The organism is Halomonas sp. KX33721, from assembly GCF_001596805.1.
Taxonomy (GTDB): domain Bacteria; phylum Pseudomonadota; class Gammaproteobacteria; order Pseudomonadales; family Halomonadaceae; genus Vreelandella; species Vreelandella aquamarina.
Window position 1 is genome coordinate 12,326 of sequence record NZ_LVIA01000014.1, and the last position, 16,107, is coordinate 28,432.

At 49.8% G+C, this 16,107-nt stretch carries 17 protein-coding genes and 1 CRISPR repeat array; of the genes, 9 read left to right on the plus strand and 8 right to left on the minus strand.

Features of this window, described 5'->3' with window-relative positions; all coding sequences use genetic code 11:
- Positions 1-15 precede the first annotated feature (15 nt).
- Positions 16-318, minus strand: coding sequence for a sigma factor (locus A3220_RS17540; RefSeq protein WP_252860419.1), 303 nt, complete (start codon positions 316-318; stop codon positions 16-18).
- 183 nt (positions 319-501) lie between these two features.
- On the opposite strand from A3220_RS17540, the gene A3220_RS05450 reads away from it, so the two are divergent.
- Positions 502-1,017 (plus strand): DUF2937 family protein, encoded by a 516-nt coding sequence (locus tag A3220_RS05450; protein ID WP_062373676.1) that lies wholly within the window; start codon positions 502-504, stop codon positions 1,015-1,017.
- Here A3220_RS05450 and A3220_RS05455 read toward each other — a convergent pair.
- Positions 997-1,884, minus strand: a complete 888-nt coding sequence (locus A3220_RS05455; protein ID WP_024032599.1) for a LysR family transcriptional regulator — start codon at positions 1,882-1,884, stop codon at positions 997-999. The two genes, A3220_RS05450 and A3220_RS05455, sit on opposite strands and share 21 nt — an antisense overlap.
- A 120-nt stretch (positions 1,885-2,004) precedes the next feature.
- On the opposite strand from A3220_RS05455, the gene A3220_RS17545 reads away from it, so the two are divergent.
- The 5 genes from A3220_RS17545 to A3220_RS05475 all read left to right on the plus strand — a co-directional run bounded on the left by A3220_RS17545 (position 2,005) and on the right by A3220_RS05475 (position 5,527).
- Positions 2,005-2,388, plus strand: a complete 384-nt coding sequence (locus A3220_RS17545) for a redoxin domain-containing protein (protein ID WP_217284276.1) — start codon at positions 2,005-2,007, stop codon at positions 2,386-2,388.
- A gap of 7 nt (positions 2,389-2,395) precedes the next feature.
- Entirely contained in the window at positions 2,396-2,656 is a 261-nt protein-coding gene (locus A3220_RS17550) for a redoxin domain-containing protein (RefSeq protein ID WP_217284277.1), read from the plus strand.
- The gene (locus tag A3220_RS05465) at positions 2,656-3,423 is read left to right on the plus strand and encodes a haloacid dehalogenase type II (RefSeq protein WP_062373678.1); all 768 of its coding nucleotides are present in this window, start codon (positions 2,656-2,658) and stop codon (positions 3,421-3,423) included. Before A3220_RS17550 ends, A3220_RS05465 begins: the two co-directional genes overlap by 1 nt.
- A 381-nt stretch (positions 3,424-3,804) precedes the next feature.
- The gene (locus A3220_RS05470; RefSeq protein ID WP_217284278.1) at positions 3,805-4,389 is read left to right on the plus strand and encodes a hypothetical protein; all 585 of its coding nucleotides are present in this window, start codon (positions 3,805-3,807) and stop codon (positions 4,387-4,389) included.
- 82 nt (positions 4,390-4,471) lie between these two features.
- Positions 4,472-5,527 carry an agmatine deiminase family protein gene (locus A3220_RS05475; RefSeq protein ID WP_062373681.1) on the plus strand — a complete coding sequence of 352 codons (1,056 nt, stop codon included), beginning with the start codon at positions 4,472-4,474 and terminating at the stop codon, positions 5,525-5,527.
- A 240-nt stretch (positions 5,528-5,767) separates the two neighbouring features.
- Positions 5,768-5,975: direct repeats of the CRISPR family, unit length 28 nt; unit sequence TTTCTGAGCTGCCTGGGCGGCAGCTAAC.
- 129 nt (positions 5,976-6,104) lie between these two features.
- On the opposite strand, the gene cas6f is transcribed toward A3220_RS05475, so the two are convergent.
- Genes cas6f through csy1 form a run of 4 tightly spaced genes read right to left on the minus strand, consistent with a single transcriptional unit; the run spans position 6,105 to position 10,053 of the window.
- Positions 6,105-6,674 carry a type I-F CRISPR-associated endoribonuclease Cas6/Csy4 gene (gene cas6f, locus A3220_RS05480; RefSeq protein WP_062373683.1) on the minus strand — a complete coding sequence of 190 codons (570 nt, stop codon included), beginning with the start codon at positions 6,672-6,674 and terminating at the stop codon, positions 6,105-6,107.
- Between the two features lie 3 nt (positions 6,675-6,677).
- Positions 6,678-7,703, minus strand: coding sequence for a type I-F CRISPR-associated protein Csy3 (gene csy3, locus A3220_RS05485; RefSeq protein ID WP_062373686.1), 1,026 nt, complete (start codon positions 7,701-7,703; stop codon positions 6,678-6,680).
- A 15-nt stretch (positions 7,704-7,718) separates the two neighbouring features.
- Positions 7,719-8,687 carry a type I-F CRISPR-associated protein Csy2 gene (gene csy2, locus A3220_RS05490; RefSeq protein ID WP_062373690.1) on the minus strand — a complete coding sequence of 323 codons (969 nt, stop codon included), beginning with the start codon at positions 8,685-8,687 and terminating at the stop codon, positions 7,719-7,721.
- Positions 8,680-10,053, minus strand: coding sequence for a type I-F CRISPR-associated protein Csy1 (csy1, locus tag A3220_RS05495; protein WP_062373693.1), 1,374 nt, complete (start codon positions 10,051-10,053; stop codon positions 8,680-8,682). The genes csy2 and csy1 overlap by 8 nt, the downstream gene beginning before the upstream one ends.
- A gap of 248 nt (positions 10,054-10,301) precedes the next feature.
- On the opposite strand from csy1, the gene A3220_RS05500 reads away from it, so the two are divergent.
- Together A3220_RS05500 and A3220_RS05505 are read left to right on the plus strand one after the other, a co-directional pair.
- Positions 10,302-10,553, plus strand: coding sequence for a toxin HicA (locus A3220_RS05500; RefSeq protein WP_054640917.1), 252 nt, complete (start codon positions 10,302-10,304; stop codon positions 10,551-10,553).
- 16 nt (positions 10,554-10,569) lie between these two features.
- Entirely contained in the window at positions 10,570-10,899 is a 330-nt protein-coding gene (locus A3220_RS05505; protein ID WP_054640916.1) for a type II toxin-antitoxin system HicB family antitoxin, read from the plus strand.
- Here the strand turns inward: A3220_RS05505 and cas3f are convergent, their stop codons facing one another.
- Positions 10,900-14,241, minus strand: coding sequence for a type I-F CRISPR-associated helicase Cas3f (cas3f, locus tag A3220_RS05510; protein WP_062373696.1), 3,342 nt, complete (start codon positions 14,239-14,241; stop codon positions 10,900-10,902).
- Positions 14,241-15,212 (minus strand): type I-F CRISPR-associated endonuclease Cas1f, encoded by a 972-nt coding sequence (gene cas1f / locus A3220_RS05515; protein ID WP_062373699.1) that lies wholly within the window; start codon positions 15,210-15,212, stop codon positions 14,241-14,243. Before cas1f ends, cas3f begins: the two co-directional genes overlap by 1 nt.
- A 152-nt stretch (positions 15,213-15,364) precedes the next feature.
- Here cas1f and A3220_RS05520 point away from each other — a divergent pair, with 152 nt between their 5' ends.
- Positions 15,365-16,033: a hypothetical protein gene (locus A3220_RS05520; RefSeq protein ID WP_062373702.1), complete on the plus strand. Its 669-nt coding sequence runs from the start codon at positions 15,365-15,367 to the stop codon at positions 16,031-16,033.
- The last annotated feature ends 74 nt before the right edge of the window (positions 16,034-16,107 follow it).

Sequence of the window (16,107 nt, forward strand, 5' to 3'; positions counted from 1 at the left end):
TTAAATATAAAACATTTACGGATAGAAGAATTTAGTTGATCCGTTGCTCTGCAAAAAAGTAAAAAAACGCTCTTTTGAGGTGTACTCATCCTCAAGTTGTGAGGATTTAAGCATCGGGGGTAATTCTGCGTCGTGCTCTAACGAGTCATTAAACTTGTTATCCCACTTGGCTATATGATTAAGCGCTAAGTGCTTTGCAGTTTTAAGCATGTAACTGCGTCTAAACTGAATATCTTGTTTTAAATCAGCTTCGTAGCTTTTAATAAAGGTTTCTTGCACAATGTCTTCTACGTCATCGGGCTGTACAATACGCGACACAAAGCGTTTTTAACTGCTTAGTGATATCAACAAACGTTGATGTCATATTTACTTTGGTAGTCATCCTTAACATAGGCCTATTGTTATTTTTATTACCGATAGATTACGAGTTTTTGGCATAAAAACAAGCGCAAATGTTAATTTAGCGTTGTTTAGGTGGGTTTTGAGTAAACAGGAGATCAAATGAGTAAATTATTAGATTACATAAGGCTCAGCTTTTTTGCAGCAGGTTTACTATTAGGGGTACAAATACCGGCCTTTGTAAGCGACTTTGGGCACGCTTTAGATGCACATTTAATTGAAGCGAATAACGCATTAGCCCCGTTTAAAAAAGATGCTCAAAACTACTTTAACAACGATTTAAACAAGTTAATTGCCCACTATGAAAATATTGGGGATGATATTGTGGGTAAGGGGGCTACCCATATTAAAAACCTCAATAATCGCCAGCACTCTTTACAAGCGGCAGTTAATAACTTTAACCAATCGCCCTATTTATTTACTTTAACCAGCGACTTTCTCACTATTAAAAAGCAAGTATGGCAACGCTTTGAAGGGCAAATAGTGTTAAAAAAAGACTCCATAATAGCAGCGCTTGTTAGCGCCATTATTATTGCTATTTTTGCTGAGTTTATTGGCTTTGTAACCTTATTCATTATTAAGCGCGGGTATTACCGCTTATTCATAGCTGGCAAATAAAGACTTCATAAACTCATAAAACACCTCGGTTTTACGGGTTGTTAAGCTATTTTGAGGCCGTAAAAACCACACCGGCGCGTCGCTTTGGGCCATTACATTGGGCATCACCTCTACTAAGTTTCCGGCACTTAGCTCATCGTTAATCGCAATTTTAGATTTAATGGCTATGCCATGTCCGGCAAGGGCTGCTTGCGTCATGTTATCGGAATTAGAAATCGTAAAGCGCGTTTTGGCATTAAAGGTGTGTATTTTATTATTTTCATCATACAGTTTTAACTGCCTTTGCCAGGGTAAACACACCCAATAGTGCGTGCTCAGTTCGCTTAGTGTACAAGGCATACCATGCTTTTTTATATAACTTGGCGCTGCACATAAAATACGGGAGTTGTTGACAATTTTACGAGAGAGCAGGCCAGAATCGGTTAATTGCCCTACTCTAATTGCCACATCTTGTGCATCATCGACCACATTGACAAAATGATCAGTAATTAAAAAGTCGAGCTTTAGTTGCGGGTATTGGGTTTCAAACTCGGTCAACTTAGGCATAACATACTTTGAAAACACCCACGGTGGCATAGTCACACGTAATAACCCGCTCACCGAAGAGCTTCGTGCGCCAATGCTGTGCTCTGCATCGTGCAAGGCTTCTATAATAGCCCCTACGCGATGATAAAATAGCTCACCGGCGGGCGATAACCTTACTCGTCTACTGTCTCTAAACACTAACACGGTTGAAAGCTCGCGCTCGAGCTTGCTTAGCCTGTGGCTTACTGTTGCCGGCGACAAACGTTGCTCACGCGCAGCTGCAAGCACCCCTTTATTTTCTACTACGGCAATAAATGTTTCTAGGTCACTTAAATTATACATACATTTGGCTAGGCAGTTTTTAGTATTTAATATTTTCGAATGAAGCTTTCAGTTTTGCAATATATATTTAAATAACTAAAACACCCATAATCGCCATACAGTTATATTCGAGATTTAATAATGAGTTTAAAAGCACAGATTGATGCCTATAACGTGCAAAAAGAAGCGAAGCTACCTGGCGATGTATTAGCCCTTATAGCGCAGACAAATGAAGAGCTCATTGCTCAGCATATAAAAGATAATGCGCTACAGGTAGGCGCTAAAGTAAGCAATTTCAGCTTAAACAATCATAGCGCTGAGCAAGTTGAGCTCGCTGATTTATTAAATAATGGCCCGGTAATAATTAGCTTTTATCGTGGTAACTGGTGTCCATATTGTAATTTAGAGCTAAAAGCACTTAATAATCACTTACCCGAATTTAAAACCCACAATGCGCAGTTAGTTGCGATATCACCACAATTACCCGACGAGACGTTGTCTAGCGCACAAAAAAAATGCCCTTGAATTCGATGTGCTTTCAGATATTAATAACAAGGTAGCAGAGCAATTTGGTTTACTGTTTACTTTAGACGAGCGTATTGTGGCGCTTTATAGCCAGTTTGGTATTGATTTTGAAAAGTACTACGGCAATAAAAGTTTTAAATTACCTTTACCAGCAACCTATATAATTAACCAAAAAGGCATAATTACGTATGCCTTTTTAAACGAAGACTATACCCTACGCGCAGAGCCTACTGATGTATTGGCCGCCCTTGAATCGGAGCAACACTAATGTCTATTTTAAAATCGTTAAAAACCATTACCCTATCACTACTTGTTGGTACTAGCCTTGCCTCTGGCTACGCTATGGCTGAGGAGCCACAGGCACAAGTGAAACCTAAAGTACTTATTTTTGATGTAAACGAAACCTTGTTAGATTTAACCTCCATGCGCACCTCTATTGGTAAAGCGCTTGGCGGGCGTGAGGATTTATTACCACTTTGGTTTTCGACCATGTTGCATCATTCACTCGTTGATACTGTAAGTGGCAATTACCACGATTTTGGTCAAATTGGCGTTGCGTCGCTGCGCATGGTTGCCAAAAATAACAACATAGCCATTACGAATGAACAAGCAAAAACAGCCATTGTCACCCCGCTTTTAACCCTACCTCCTCACAAAGATGTGAAAGAAGGACTGGCAAAACTCAAAGCACAGGGCTATAAGTTAGTAAGTCTGACAAATTCTTCAAACAAAGGTGTTAAAGCCCAGTTTGAGAGCGCTGGATTAATGTCGTTCTTTGATGCGCGTTACAGCATTGAAGATATTAAAATTTATAAACCAGACTTACGTGCCTATGAGTGGGTGTTAACAAAATTAAATGTAAAAGCAAATGAAGCAATGATGGTAGCGGCGCACGGTTGGGATGTAGCAGGTGCTAAAGAAGCCGGGTTACAAACAACCTTTATCGCCCGCCCAGGTAAAACACTTTACCCACTGGCAAAAAAACCAGACCACGTTGTGAAAGATTTACATGAATTAGCCGCTCTACTTAAATAAGCACTCCCAGCGCTAATTAATCAATACCCAAGCGGCCGATGTTAGGATGACATTGGCCGCTTTTTTATTAGGGCGTGTTGATTTTTGATAGTTAAATTTGCAGCAGTGTGGTTGGTTTTTAGGCAAGGCAGAGCCTATCAAGTGTGGTTATTCCACATAAATAGGCGAAACGCAGGAGCAGTTATCGAGCCCACTAGTTTACAAACCTCACGCCGCGATTTAAACGCCCTTAGATTGAACAAATTTCAATCCGCAAAGTTCAACACGCCCTAATCAACATTCTTAAAAACTGGCTTATAAACAAACCATTTAGCATTTTTATCTGCTAGCAATTTACTCCCCACAACGCTACTATTTAATGAATACGCAGTGGAGATAATTATGAACAGTCAAAGATTAAGCGAATTTGAAGAATACTTTCAAATAAGTGAAAGCATTCGAGTAAACTTATTTGCTGTAGAAAATCAGTTAGTGCCGCAATCTCAACTCGCGCTTGAAGACGACATACCTCCGCTATTTAAGCTAGCTAACGAAGTCAGTGAGCTTGAACAGGCCTCTTTAAGACCCCTTAGAAACCTAGGCGATTTAGCACAAGAGCTGGCGGCTTTTTTACAAGCACAGTCGCGTAAAATCGATTTAATAATGAGCCACATTTTAGCCTCAGAGCAAGCTCAAGATAACGCCATACAGTGCGATAGCTACGGCGGAGGCGGTATTCGCTTTACTTCGCCTGATGTATACGCAATAGGCCAAGCATTTAGAACAAAGCTATTTTTGCACCACGAAGCCTCAGCCGTTTACTGTTATACAGAAGTTGTGGCCGTTGAAAAACAAGACAGCGAACATTACCAATACACATTACTGTTTACTGCAATAAGAACCACAGACCAAGAATTAGTTGTCAGAGCCAGCTTACATGCACAAACACGCCAGCTAAAAAAAACGCCAAGAACTCGAGCAAATTGACGATGATTCTAGCAGCGATAAATAGCTGACATATGCATGTAAAATGCTAAACTAGCGCCACCGTAATTTGTATCAAAACTTCATGAACTTTAGACTTTTACCTGAATGGGCTGAGCAAGACGCCGTTATGCTTACCTGGCCCCATGCACAGACCGACTGGGCTGATACGCTTGAACGCGTAGAGCCTGTTTATGTTGAACTTGCAACGCATATCACAGCCGTGCAGCAGCTTGTTATTGTTGCCCATAACACGGCGCTTAAAAGCCACATTACTGCCTTGCTAACAAAAGCGAATATAAACTTAAGCCACGTGCACTTTGTTGTTACACCAACAAACGATACCTGGGCACGGGATCACGGCCCTATTACCTGCGCAAATATTAACGACGCTCGCCAACTTAAAATTTACGACTTTATCTTTAATGGCTGGGGTAATAAGTTCGAAAGTGCCCTCGATAATAAAATTAACGCAGTACTGGTAAACCAGCTAAGTAATCCAAACACTGATTACCAAGCCCTGAATGTGGTACTTGAAGGTGGCGGCATTGAAATTAACGAACACGGTGTGTTGCTTACAACCAGCGAATGTTTACTGAATAAAAATCGCAACCCCGATTTATCATCAGGCGATATTGAGTCAATTTTAACAACACATTTAGGCGCAACTGACTTTTTATGGGTAGATCATGGCTACTTAGCCGGTGACGATACCGACAGCCATATCGACACACTGGTACGTTTTGCCCCCAATAATACACTTGTGTATGTTAAGTGCGATGCTAAAGAAGATGAGCACTTTAACGAATTAGATGCGATGGAAAAGCAACTGCAAAGCTTTAAAACGCAAAATAATACCCCATATACGTTAATTGATTTGCCGTGGCCAAAACCAGTGTTTGATGATGACAACACCCGTTTACCGGCAACGTACGCAAACTACTTGATTATCAATAATACGGTTTTAGTCCCGACGTATAACGATGACAACGACGCACTGGCGCTAGCGCAAGTTCAAAAAGCATACCCAGCGCACACTATTATTGGCGTTAATTGCCTACCTATTATTGAACAATTTGGTAGTTTACATTGCATTACCATGCAATTACCTCGTGGATTTTTAGCTGGAGCAGCACAATGACAAGCCCTGCAAAATTAACCGTTGCCTTAGTGCAACAAACTAACAGTGATAACGCCTGCCAAAATATGGCAAAGTCGATTGCTGGCATTCGTGATGCTGCTAAAAAAGGCGCACAGCTTGTGGTTTTGCAAGAGCTGCATCGTAGTCTGTATTTTTGCCAAACAGAAGATGTTGATGTATTTGACCTAGCCGAAACAATKCMGCTAACCAGCAGCAGGCCCAGACCAATATCGACGCGCATTTCTGAGCTGCCTGGGCGGCAGCTAACAACGCGCTGGCGAGTGTATGCAGCGCGGTAATTTTCTGAGCTGCCTGGGCGGCAGCTAACCAGATACGACGCCGACCGAGCTATTCGAAGATTTTCTGAGCTGCCTGGGCGGCAGCTAACTTAATCAGGTCGCGGCGGGCGAGTCTGGTTGATTTCTGAGCTGCCTGGGCGGCAGCTAACTAGAGCATATCAAATATAGTGTGCTGATTGTTAAAGAGCTTTAAGTGAAAAAAGCGGCACCACCCTTTTCAAAGTGATACCGCTAAGTGGTTGATTATTCGTTGCCAATTACTTCAATGAAAAAAAGGGTCAAAACCACGGCACCGTCGCTTGGGGGCTTAACCCATAATGGTTGAATGTTCCTCCAACCTCGCTATCTGCAGGCTTGCTGTGCTTAATAAACAAGCTGAAGCGCTGCTGAGTAGAGCGGCTATTGATCGTCACAAAGGGCAGCTCAATGCGTTTGTCTGCCACTTTGGCGTATAGCTGTTTGGCTTCCGCTTCCGTGATGTTGTGACGCTTGGCATAGCGTTTGGCACGGCTGGGGCTGCCCGTATTAAACTGCCGCCTCGACACGTTAATTTGCTTAGCATGGTCGGGTGCCGCCAGCACTTCGCTTACGCTAACGTGGTCTCGCATCCCCGTTAGCCATGCGTCACTCATTAGCTGTTTTAGACGCGCTTGAGTGCCGTGCAATCGCAATTGATCGCCCAAGCTGCGCGCGCGAACGCCGTGTTTATGCAGGGGAAAACTTACGCCGATATCGTCGCTTTCCAGGTCAAACAGCGCCCGGTGCAGTTTGTTATACAGCGCGCCCATTAGCATCGCTGGAGCAAAGTCAGGATCAGGTCGCAGCCGAATATCAATATAGTGATCCATGGCTTACCCCGCTTCGCCGAACACACCGCCTCGGATCAGCGTTGCCATCACAAAGTGCTGATTTTCCTTGGAGGGCACTTGGTCTTTAATCATCCAGTTATCTAGCAATGAGTAAAAGTCGGCCTTCTGCTTGGGCTGGCGATACGCTTTGCCCTGGGTGGTCACTGAACCATAAGGCTCGACAGCAATAGGCCCAAGGTCTTCATCGTTTTCATTGGGGTACCAAGTGTCGATGGTACGGATGGCATTACCCAGCTTCTGCGAGTGAATACCGGCAATATCGCTAACGTGGTAAAGCGTTTTGCTTTTGTCGCCTCGGCCTCGATCAAGAATCAGCTCTTGAGAAGGGAACACCTCTTGACCACTGCCCATGCGGACATAGGCCACCACTTCTAGCAGCAAGTGCTGCTCGCCCGCCAACGCAGCGGCGATGACACCCGCAAGTTCTTTAAGCTCGGCAGTATCCTCGAAGGCACGCAACGAAAGTGACAGTGCATCAAACGTCCACTCTTTGGTGGCTTTGCCTTGCGCTAACTGGCGAATGCTGACTTCTACTTGCTCTGCGCCCATGCGGTTGCGCCACAAAAAACGGCCATTGGCGAGGTTATTAGCGTAACGATGCGCCAGTTCGCCGAAGCCTTGTGCTTGTTTATATTCGGCAACGGCCTGTTCTAGCTTGGCTTGGTACTCAGCGTTATTACAGGCTGACGGTGTTCCAGCACCAGCCAGTACGCGCAGAGTGAAGCGGGTAACTAGGGTATCTGCATCATGGGGCAGTGTGGCTACATCGACGGTTTGTAGGTTGGGGTTTTCAATCGCAGCATCTAGTTTCGCGGGGTCTTGGTCTTTGGCTTTCAAGCGGTTGGAAATGGTACCGCGCACCGATTTTTCGCGCACCTTAACCGGCTGCCACTGCTGTTCATCTTGCCGCTTATCCCATTTGCTGGCGTACAGAAGCGCATCGGAAGGGTCGAGCTTGCGCTCAAACGCGAGGACGGAAGCGGTTTTGAGGGTATCGTTTTTAGCCATGATAAAGCTCCTTGTTTACTGTGCTGAGGCGCGAAGGTGATAGTCGTTATTGAGACGGTAGAGGCCCGCTTCTTCGTCGTTATCAACGTACCAAAGCAGGTCTTCAGGTTGCTTCATGCGGTGCGGGCTAACCCATTCACCCATGGAATAGAGGCTTTCGACAAAGCGGAACGGGGTCTTGATATCGCGGGCGTTGGCGACTTCACCTGGTTGGAAAAGATCTGAAATAGCGCCATAACCCACTGGAATGGGCACCAGCCAGCCACGATAGGGCCGCTGCGCCTGCCAAACGGGCTTCTCGTTGGGTTCGCCTTCATTTTCTAACGTGCACACATGGTTAAGACGAGAGAGGTCTAACCATGCATCCAGTAAACTGGCGTCTGGATGTTGCTGTTGCAGTGTTTGAAGGTGCTCGGTGAGGTAATCATCCCGCAGTGTGAGGGCAAAGCCCGGCAGCCAGCGCCGCTTTAAGCGCGCGAACTGCGTTTGACGCCGCTCTTCATCGTCATCAAGCATGACCCATTGCGGGCGTTGTTTGTGGCTTGGTACCGCACGGTTAGGGATGACACTGCCTCCGGCAATGCGCATGCCCGATACAATCTCACTGATTTGATGGGCGATAACCTCATGCTCGCTTTCTGCAGCGCCGGTATCAATCGAGAAAATCAGCGTGATATCCAGATGGATACGCCCTTCTTCTACAATCGCTGCCGTACCGCCTGTCTTATCCACCGGATTACGCGTCAGGTGAAAGCCACGGATGTAACCACCCTCAGTGGCCTGGGCTTCAAAGTCATGGCAAATAACCCCAACGCGGCCTAACGAAACAGGAAGACTCGCCTCTGCTAACTTCCGCTCTAGAGCATGCATCAAACCTACAAATGCACTCATGGCAGGAAAGCCCCAAGTCATTGGGCTGGAAATCGCGTTGGCGTTTTGTACCCGTAGGCGTGGCAGAACTAGGAGGTTTTTTACTTCACTCATCGTCATCACCTCCTGGCAGGTTGGTTAAGTCTTCCGTTAGGCTTTCCATCCAGCGGCGATCACGATCCTGCAGGCGTTGAGGGGTCGCATCTTTTGCGAGCGCTTTCTTCCAGTGCCGGAACTCCACATCCCCCAAAGGCAGCTTTCCGCCTAACGCGGTATTGAGCCAGCTAGCAAAGCGGTGGCGAATATCGTCGGCCCACTCCACACTGTTTCGCGCTTCACGAAAAGCGATATCCTCTTCGGCGCGACCAGGGTCTAGCCAATACATTTCTTCTACTGATAATTCGCACTTTTCATCGTCGCTCCAGCCCGCAGGCAGGCTATGCATCTGCATGGCAAACAGCGCCAACTCATCCATCAACATGGCGGTGTAGTCATCGCGCAGGTCGCGGGTGTGCATGTCTGACGTAGGGTTGGTTTCAAGAAACTGTTTGAGGTCTTTAACCAGCGAACGTACGTCTGAACGACTGCCAAAGACGCCAGGATGAGAGAAAACCGATGCGACTTTCAGCGGTGGGCGAATATCGCGCACATTCCAACTGGGTGGCATGGAAGCTAACAAATAGTTATTGCCGCCCCGCTCGCTATTCAGCTGCGAGATGTTTTGTGGCTTGGTGCCACCCATTTTCTGTGCAGCCAAGTTGGGATAACTGCGCACCGAGTGCTCAGCGTATTTGCCTTCCCGCTTGGCTTTACGTGCCTCTTTGGCCTCTTCGCTAAAACGGTCATAGTTAATGGTTTGAAAGACACGGTGCGCCAGAGAAGTGGCGTAGAGCGGTGCTATCAGATGGAAGTTCTCAGCGTCATTTTCTACGTCTGCGGCATCATCTCCCACCAGCCAGTAGAGCTGTTTGCCTCGGGTATGCGAGGCATGCTCACCGCGCGGTTCGGTAATCGCTGCAAAGGCGCTGATCCACGCCTGAGCTTGCTCAGGATTATCGCTTAACGCTTTTGCCAGCTCAGTGTCATTTTCCAGCGCCCGCTCAAGCAGCGACTTTCCCTCAAATTGCAGCTTCAAGAACTTATAGACATCCAAGGCGGCAGCGTTCCCTACGACATCGCCCGCAAAATCAGCGGGCAGCGTGTGGCTGCCGACAAGAGAGTGGTTATTTAGCGACTCAGGTGGGGCGTAAAGATTGGAGCCTTTGGCATCGGGATGAATAGGCTTGAGGGAGTGGGTGACGACTTGTAGTTGGCCAACGCGTCTTGCTGCATCGTTGACCCAGGTATCGAATTGAAATTGCTCCACTAGCGCCTGGTATTTGGGATCGTCGGGCTGCAGCTTTTCCGCCTTGGTATCGAAGCGCTCTTTTAAAAATTGCTCAATCGCACTTCGAACACCCTTCTGCTGACTATTTTCCATAGATCATCCTTAAGGGACTCACTTAATTAAAATGAAGCTGCATTCACACTAAGCCAACCCTCATATTTTTGCAAACCAATTATTGCGCAGCATGCAGCATATAGCTCCCTGTGCTATTATTTTATCTCTGTTGGACATACAGCTCAGTAAAATTAATGCGCTGCAATTTTTAGCTGCCGCACAGGCAGTCCCAGCGTGACATCCTTTTAATTCAGTACTACTATTAGTACTACTATTTGAGAGCGCTTATGGCAAAGCTTGATAAGCTTTTGGATAAAGCACGTCGGCAGCCTAAAAGCATGGGCTTCGACGAGTTAGCGTATCTTTGCGATCACTACTTTGGCCCTCCTCGCCAGCAAAAAACCAGCCACAGGGTGTATAAAACACCTTGGCCCGGCGACCCTCGCGTTAATATCCAGCGGGGCAAAAATGGCGAAGCCAAGGCTTATCAGGTACGCCAAGCGCTCGCTGCCATTGATAAATTGTCGTCATCAGCATGACGATTGGAGTTGCACCATGGTGAACCATACCCATTACACCTACCGCATTCGCTGGTCTGAAGAAGACGACCAATTCGTTGGTTTATGCACCGAGTTGCCCAGCCTCTCTTGGCTTGCCGATACTCACCAAGAAGCGCTGGAAGGTATTCTTTCCCTCGTTGCCGATGTAGTGGTCGATATGGAAGCCGAAGGCGAAACACCCCCCACTCCACTTTCTGAACGCCACTACTCTGGTCGTTTTAATGTGCGCATTCCCCCGGAAAAACACCGTGAGCTTGCGATTAAAGCTGCAGAGGAAAATATCAGCCTCAACCGCTTAGTCAGTGACCGGCTCGCGAACGCTTAGCTAGCGGCTGCGCCAAAACCCCAACACCGGGTGATACCCCCACCGCTGGTTTCTAGCCGAGGCAGTGACCGTGCCGAAGGTACGGGCGGCGCGATCCAGGGAGATAGCCAAGTCTTCCGCTAAGTCAGCCAGCGCCGTTAAGTAGTCGCTTGCGCCCCATGGTTGTATCCGCTCGCCCTGTTCTTCTGATAGATCTATCCGCAACAGCAGGCTTTCTTCCACCGGTACGTAGAGCTTTTCGCCTCGCTTTGCGCCATCGTCTACGCGGTGTAGCGTCCAGGTTTCACCGCCCTCATCAGGCAGCAGCGCTAGCGTTATTTCAGGTTCGGGCTGCTGGCGAAATGGATCACGCTGAATCAATACACCGGTTAAATGTAGTTGCGGCATCACATGCCAGCTGTAGGCTCCTAAGGGCGGAGGCTTGGGCGTTTTGCCAATTCGTAACTCTTTTTTGGTTAGCGGCTCGGCAGGCTGCTCGATCATCAGTTGGTGCAGCCGCTCATGTTCCAAATCGACAAGGCTATCTTTGGCGTGCAGTGTTTCCCGCGCCAGCACACGGGGGCGGGCGTCAATCACCTTGTACTCATCTTCCGTTAACAACTCACTAAGCGAGTGGCTACTTAGCCGCCATTGAAGATCTGTTTCAAAACCAGGTTTGTGAAAAGCAGGCTTTCCAGGCTGCTCCCAATGCTTGAGATTGGTATCGAGCAGCAAAATATTGGGCGACTCACACACCTGCTCGCGATGTCGGCGTACGCGGCCCGCCAACTGAATAATCGAGCGCATGGACGATGGCTCTACAATGGCCCAGTCATAGTCGTGGTCGCGGCCCACCTCCGTTACCGGCGAGCCAAGCACGATAAACAAGTGGTCGCTCTCTTCACTGCTATCCAATAGGCGGCGGATATCCGGCTGCTGAAAAACGCGATCAGGCTCCGCCCGTTGCAGTGTTCGATCTAACTGGCGCTCAATGCCAGAGCGCATCACCAACGGGTGGCGGGAGTGGTAAACGCAGAGGTGGATGCGCACACCTTCCGGCGCGCCCTGCTGAAACAGCACCCTGGCGACATCCACTAAGGGATCAATATTAGCCATGCGAACCAAACCAAAGCTGACCCGCTTGCCCGAATGTGGATCAACGGAATGATGCTGCTGGTGAAGCGCTAGCGCATTCTCACGCAGCAGGGTTGCGGTGGCGGGCCTTATCTCTTCAGGGCGTTTGCCCAACGGCGGCAACGCTAATATATCCGCGCGGCGGCGTACCGGGCTTTTGGCGAGGCGTTCTAACCGACGTTTGGCAAAGTCTTGATGCGCGGCCTTGAAGGTCTCGCTACTGGCACAGCTTTCATGCTGGCGGTCGTGCTCGTCGAACCAGGCGCAGCAAATGTCCACCGCCAAGCCCGGTTCGCCCCGGTGGCGCTGAAAGGCTTCACGCCCACTGCGATAGGCTTCATACAAACCCTCCATCAGCGCAGGCGGCAAGGTGGCAGATGACAGCAGCACCCTTGAACCTAGTAGCCCCGCCCAATTGACTAATCGAGTAAGCGCAGGCAGGTCGTTGATATCGAAATCGTCGATTTCATCGAGCACTAAATCGCTGCTCATCAGGCGCAGCATGGGCACGATCTGACGCCCGCCGCGCGTGCTCTCCGTGGCGGGCATTAGATGATCAACGGTACATACCAAAATGGGAGCGGCAATCAGCGCGCGAGTGCCCGGCTCATCGCTTAAACGGCGCAGTACCGGGTGACTATCAAAATTGCCGTCAAACACCACGTGAGCATCTTCTTCAATCAGCACCTGTTTGGAGGCTGAACCACTGGCTTCGGCTTCTTGCTCGTAGTGCTCAAACAGGGCTTTATTAGCGCTGCCACCCACGCGCACGGCGAGCTCGTCTTCACCTAAATGCAAACGATCACGTAAAGCTTGGCCGGTTTGAAGGGTTAGGGTGCGCAGCCCTAGCGCAATGCTAAAACGCGCGCCCTGCTGAGGGTTGGCCAGAGCGTACATAATGCGCCCATTGGCGAGGGTTTTACCGCAACCGGTAGACGCCATGTTAATGCCAAAAAAGCCTTGGCGCTGACTGCGCTCCCTAAGCGATTGGGCCAGGTCGAAAGCTTTATCCTGCCAGCGAAAGCGTGGGTGGCTACTGCGCTTACGAAAGCCTTTATGGCGCGCCAAGCGAGGCAAGTGGCTGTCTACACTGGGTAGCGCACGGGCGACCGCAGCGGCGTGTTTCTCAACTCCTAAAATATGCTCGTCTAACGGCTGATTGGGCTTGCCGGTTTTGCGCACGGTATTGGCTATTAATGGGTAGTTGGGTTCGCCGCGTACACGGTGCAGAGGGTCTTCAAGGCTTGAGTAGTGGTGGTCGGCCAGCATGAGGCTAAGCCGCGCTAAATGCATGACGTAGTGGCTTTCCAGCCAGTGGCCATCCTGTTGCAGCCGCGCCTGTAACCGCGTGGCAAGCTTCGTTGCGCGCTCACGCCAGCGTTGCGTGCTAACGGGTAATCCGCCCTTGAATTGCCAGTAGGGCGCGATGCGCGCTGGGTCTTGCGTCTCGGGAATCTCATTCCACTCAGCACTGATGGACTCAAACAACTGGGGCAGCTGTTCAGCTTGCAGGTTGGTCTTTCCACCCCAGCGCTGGGGCGTATCAGCATCCGTTGGCGGCGGCTTCAGCGGCAGGCGGTGGTGACTAAGCACCAACCAACCAAGAGCGGCAGCCAGCGGTGGCAAACGACTAAACACCGCTGAAGTAGCGCCGTCTAGCCCATCACGCTCTAACCCCACCAGCCAGTCCTGCTCTTGATAGTCACCTTCGGCCAGGCGCGCCAGCCAGGTGGCGTCATCGTCACTCCCCACAAAGGCTTGAAACAGACGCAGCGATATCCACTCATGACGGTATAAGTTGCGCCCATCTACTTTGCCTTTGAGCCGCTGCTGAAAAGCATCACAGGCTTTCCCAAGATCGTGCAGTAACGCGGCCAAGGCAGTGAGCAAGAGAATATCTTCACCGCTGTGCCAGTCATTTTCATCGCGGCGGCGCAGGATATCTCGGGCGGTGGTATTGGTCGGTACGGCTCCATTGAGATTGAACTGGGCAGCATCCCCCACCACCCACATCAGCTCGCTGTGGTCGTGGCCACGAATCCAGTGACAGGCAACGGCGGTGTTCTTACGGGCGGTTTTACGCAACAGTTTACGCAGTGTATCCAGCCCAGCTTGGGTAATCGGCGTTTGCCAGGTGCGGTCGCCCCGGCGTTCGGCAAACTGGTCGAGTATGCGCCGTGTTTCTTTAAGGGCATTTTTATTGCACTGGGAAATCAGCAGTATGTTCATTACTCACCGCTCCCCAGCCCGTGAGCAACTTCCTTGAGCGTATCAATCATGAAATCGAGGGATTCGGTGCGGGTTAAGCGCTCAATGCACGCTTGGCGGAACTCTTGCTCTTCATCGCCGCGCATGGCGGAAATAAACGCCTGGGGCAGGATGACGGCGTCTTTTACCAAGTCCGCCACATCAAAAACCAAGCCGCCCCGGCGGGTTTTACCGTGCAGTACTGCCAATCCATGAGGAATCCCCAGTACCCAAGTGGCGGTCGCCGCCAACCCGTAAGCGAGATAGTTGCCGTGATCGAGAAAGCGATTGGCGGGATCGGTGCCTGTGCCACGCTTGGCGCGGGTAAAGTCGCCGTAACCTACGGCAATAACGGCAAGCTTAAAGAGCGTCTTGGTCAGTCGCGCTTCTAAAGTGAGTAGGTCAATCGTGCTAGGTGCTTGGCTAATCGCTTCGCGGTGATGGGCAAGGGCACTGTGTAGGTGGTCGGTGGCAATGCTAAAGCCTGCCTCTTTCATCACACGGCTTGTCCACAGCGCTTCAATACGCGCAAGGCGCGCTTGCTGAAATGCGCGGGCGGCATCCAAGCGTTTGGCATCATCAAACCAAAAACGCACCCAGTATTGGAGATACTCCGTGGGCCGGTACTCACTTTGTGGTGTCAGCCAAGCAACATCGACATCCACTTCATTGGCAGCAAATAGCGGTGTGCCACCGCCTCCACAGAATCCGACTAACACACCCGCTTTGGCGAGTTCACGCATGGCGGCTTGGGTAATGGAGGTACCTGTCCCCAATAAAATCGAGGTGGTATTGGCAATGGGGATATTCCAGTAGCGGGATTTGCTGCCCTCATCGGTCACGTACTCCACTCGCCCACCATTCACCAATACTCGGCAGTGCTGGAGGTAATAAAGGTTTGCACGCTTGGAATGCAGGATGGTTTTAAGGTCAGAAGGCGAAAAGTCATCCATGGCAGCTCTCCCTATACTTTTTACCTATCTAATCATCCTTCGCTTTATAACGCCATTAATCTTCGCCATTCTTAGCCCATCTGATTCACCCCGGCCCTGCGCTATCGTCGTGCTACGCTTAATGCTAATTCACGGCTTTTAGGTGTTCTGTTATGCGCTTACGTCAACTTTCACGGGGTACCTTGGCGGCGGGGGCGGCGCTGCTGCTGTCGCTGCCTGCTCAGGCACAAACCAGTGCCGATTGGGCAGCTTACGATGAGGTGTTTGAAAGTGGGGCGCAGCACGCGCAGTGGTGGGATGCGGGTTGGACGGGCATCTATGCTGCAAGCCTTGCGTTTGATGCTTACCAAGCCAGCGAAGCCAACGACCCGGACGACCGTTTTGATGCCCGCGTAGGAGTCGTAAAATCCGCCTTAGCGCTGGGCGGTATGCTGACGGATCGCCAGCCGCATCAGGCGGCGCTGGTAGAGTACGAGCGCCTTAAAGCGCAGGGTGAGTTAAGCGGCGTGCAGGCGTTGGGGCTTTCGCTTGCCCAGGCGGAGCGTGAACGCCGTGGGTTTGAGGCGCGGGTTAGCTCGCTGGTGGTGAACACGGTGGCGGGGGCGGTAATTGCCGCTGACGGTCGCGAGCGGGATGGTGCCATCAACTTCGCTACAGGCATGCTGATTAATGAGCTGCAAATTTGGACGCAGCCTAATCAGGCCTCCAGCGCGATTAACCGCTTTCAGCCTGCCCGCGTGTCTCTTGGCCCCATCACGTTAGAAGGCGAATACGCGCTGATGGTATCGCCCCAGCAGATTGGCGCTACCTGGCGCTATTAGGTCGTTACCTTCTCTCTTTATCTATGTTTAGTGCCTGAATTGCCATTGTCGCTTTGTTAGGCACTTTTGGAGTG

Bases quoted from the DNA above. Each gene is read 5' to 3' on its own strand.
- A3220_RS05450 (WP_062373676.1), top strand. From the start codon at position 502: ATGAGTAAATTATTAGATTACATAAGGCTCAGCTTTTTTGCAGCAGGT.
- A3220_RS05455 (WP_024032599.1), bottom strand. From the start codon at position 1,884: ATGTATAATTTAAGTGACCTAGAAACATTTATTGCCGTAGTAGAAAAT.
- A3220_RS17545 (WP_217284276.1), top strand. From the start codon at position 2,005: ATGAGTTTAAAAGCACAGATTGATGCCTATAACGTGCAAAAAGAAGCG.
- A3220_RS05465 (WP_062373678.1), top strand. From the start codon at position 2,656: ATGTCTATTTTAAAATCGTTAAAAACCATTACCCTATCACTACTTGTT.
- A3220_RS05470 (WP_217284278.1), top strand. From the start codon at position 3,805: ATGAACAGTCAAAGATTAAGCGAATTTGAAGAATACTTTCAAATAAGT.
- A3220_RS05475 (WP_062373681.1), top strand. From the start codon at position 4,472: ATGAACTTTAGACTTTTACCTGAATGGGCTGAGCAAGACGCCGTTATG.
- cas6f (WP_062373683.1), bottom strand. From the start codon at position 6,674: ATGGATCACTATATTGATATTCGGCTGCGACCTGATCCTGACTTTGCT.
- csy3 (WP_062373686.1), bottom strand. From the start codon at position 7,703: ATGGCTAAAAACGATACCCTCAAAACCGCTTCCGTCCTCGCGTTTGAG.
- csy2 (WP_062373690.1), bottom strand. From the start codon at position 8,687: ATGAGTGAAGTAAAAAACCTCCTAGTTCTGCCACGCCTACGGGTACAA.
- csy1 (WP_062373693.1), bottom strand. From the start codon at position 10,053: ATGGAAAATAGTCAGCAGAAGGGTGTTCGAAGTGCGATTGAGCAATTT.
- A3220_RS05500 (WP_054640917.1), top strand. From the start codon at position 10,302: ATGGCAAAGCTTGATAAGCTTTTGGATAAAGCACGTCGGCAGCCTAAA.
- A3220_RS05505 (WP_054640916.1), top strand. From the start codon at position 10,570: ATGGTGAACCATACCCATTACACCTACCGCATTCGCTGGTCTGAAGAA.
- cas3f (WP_062373696.1), bottom strand. From the start codon at position 14,241: ATGAACATACTGCTGATTTCCCAGTGCAATAAAAATGCCCTTAAAGAA.
- cas1f (WP_062373699.1), bottom strand. From the start codon at position 15,212: ATGGATGACTTTTCGCCTTCTGACCTTAAAACCATCCTGCATTCCAAG.
- A3220_RS05520 (WP_062373702.1), top strand. From the start codon at position 15,365: ATGCGCTTACGTCAACTTTCACGGGGTACCTTGGCGGCGGGGGCGGCG.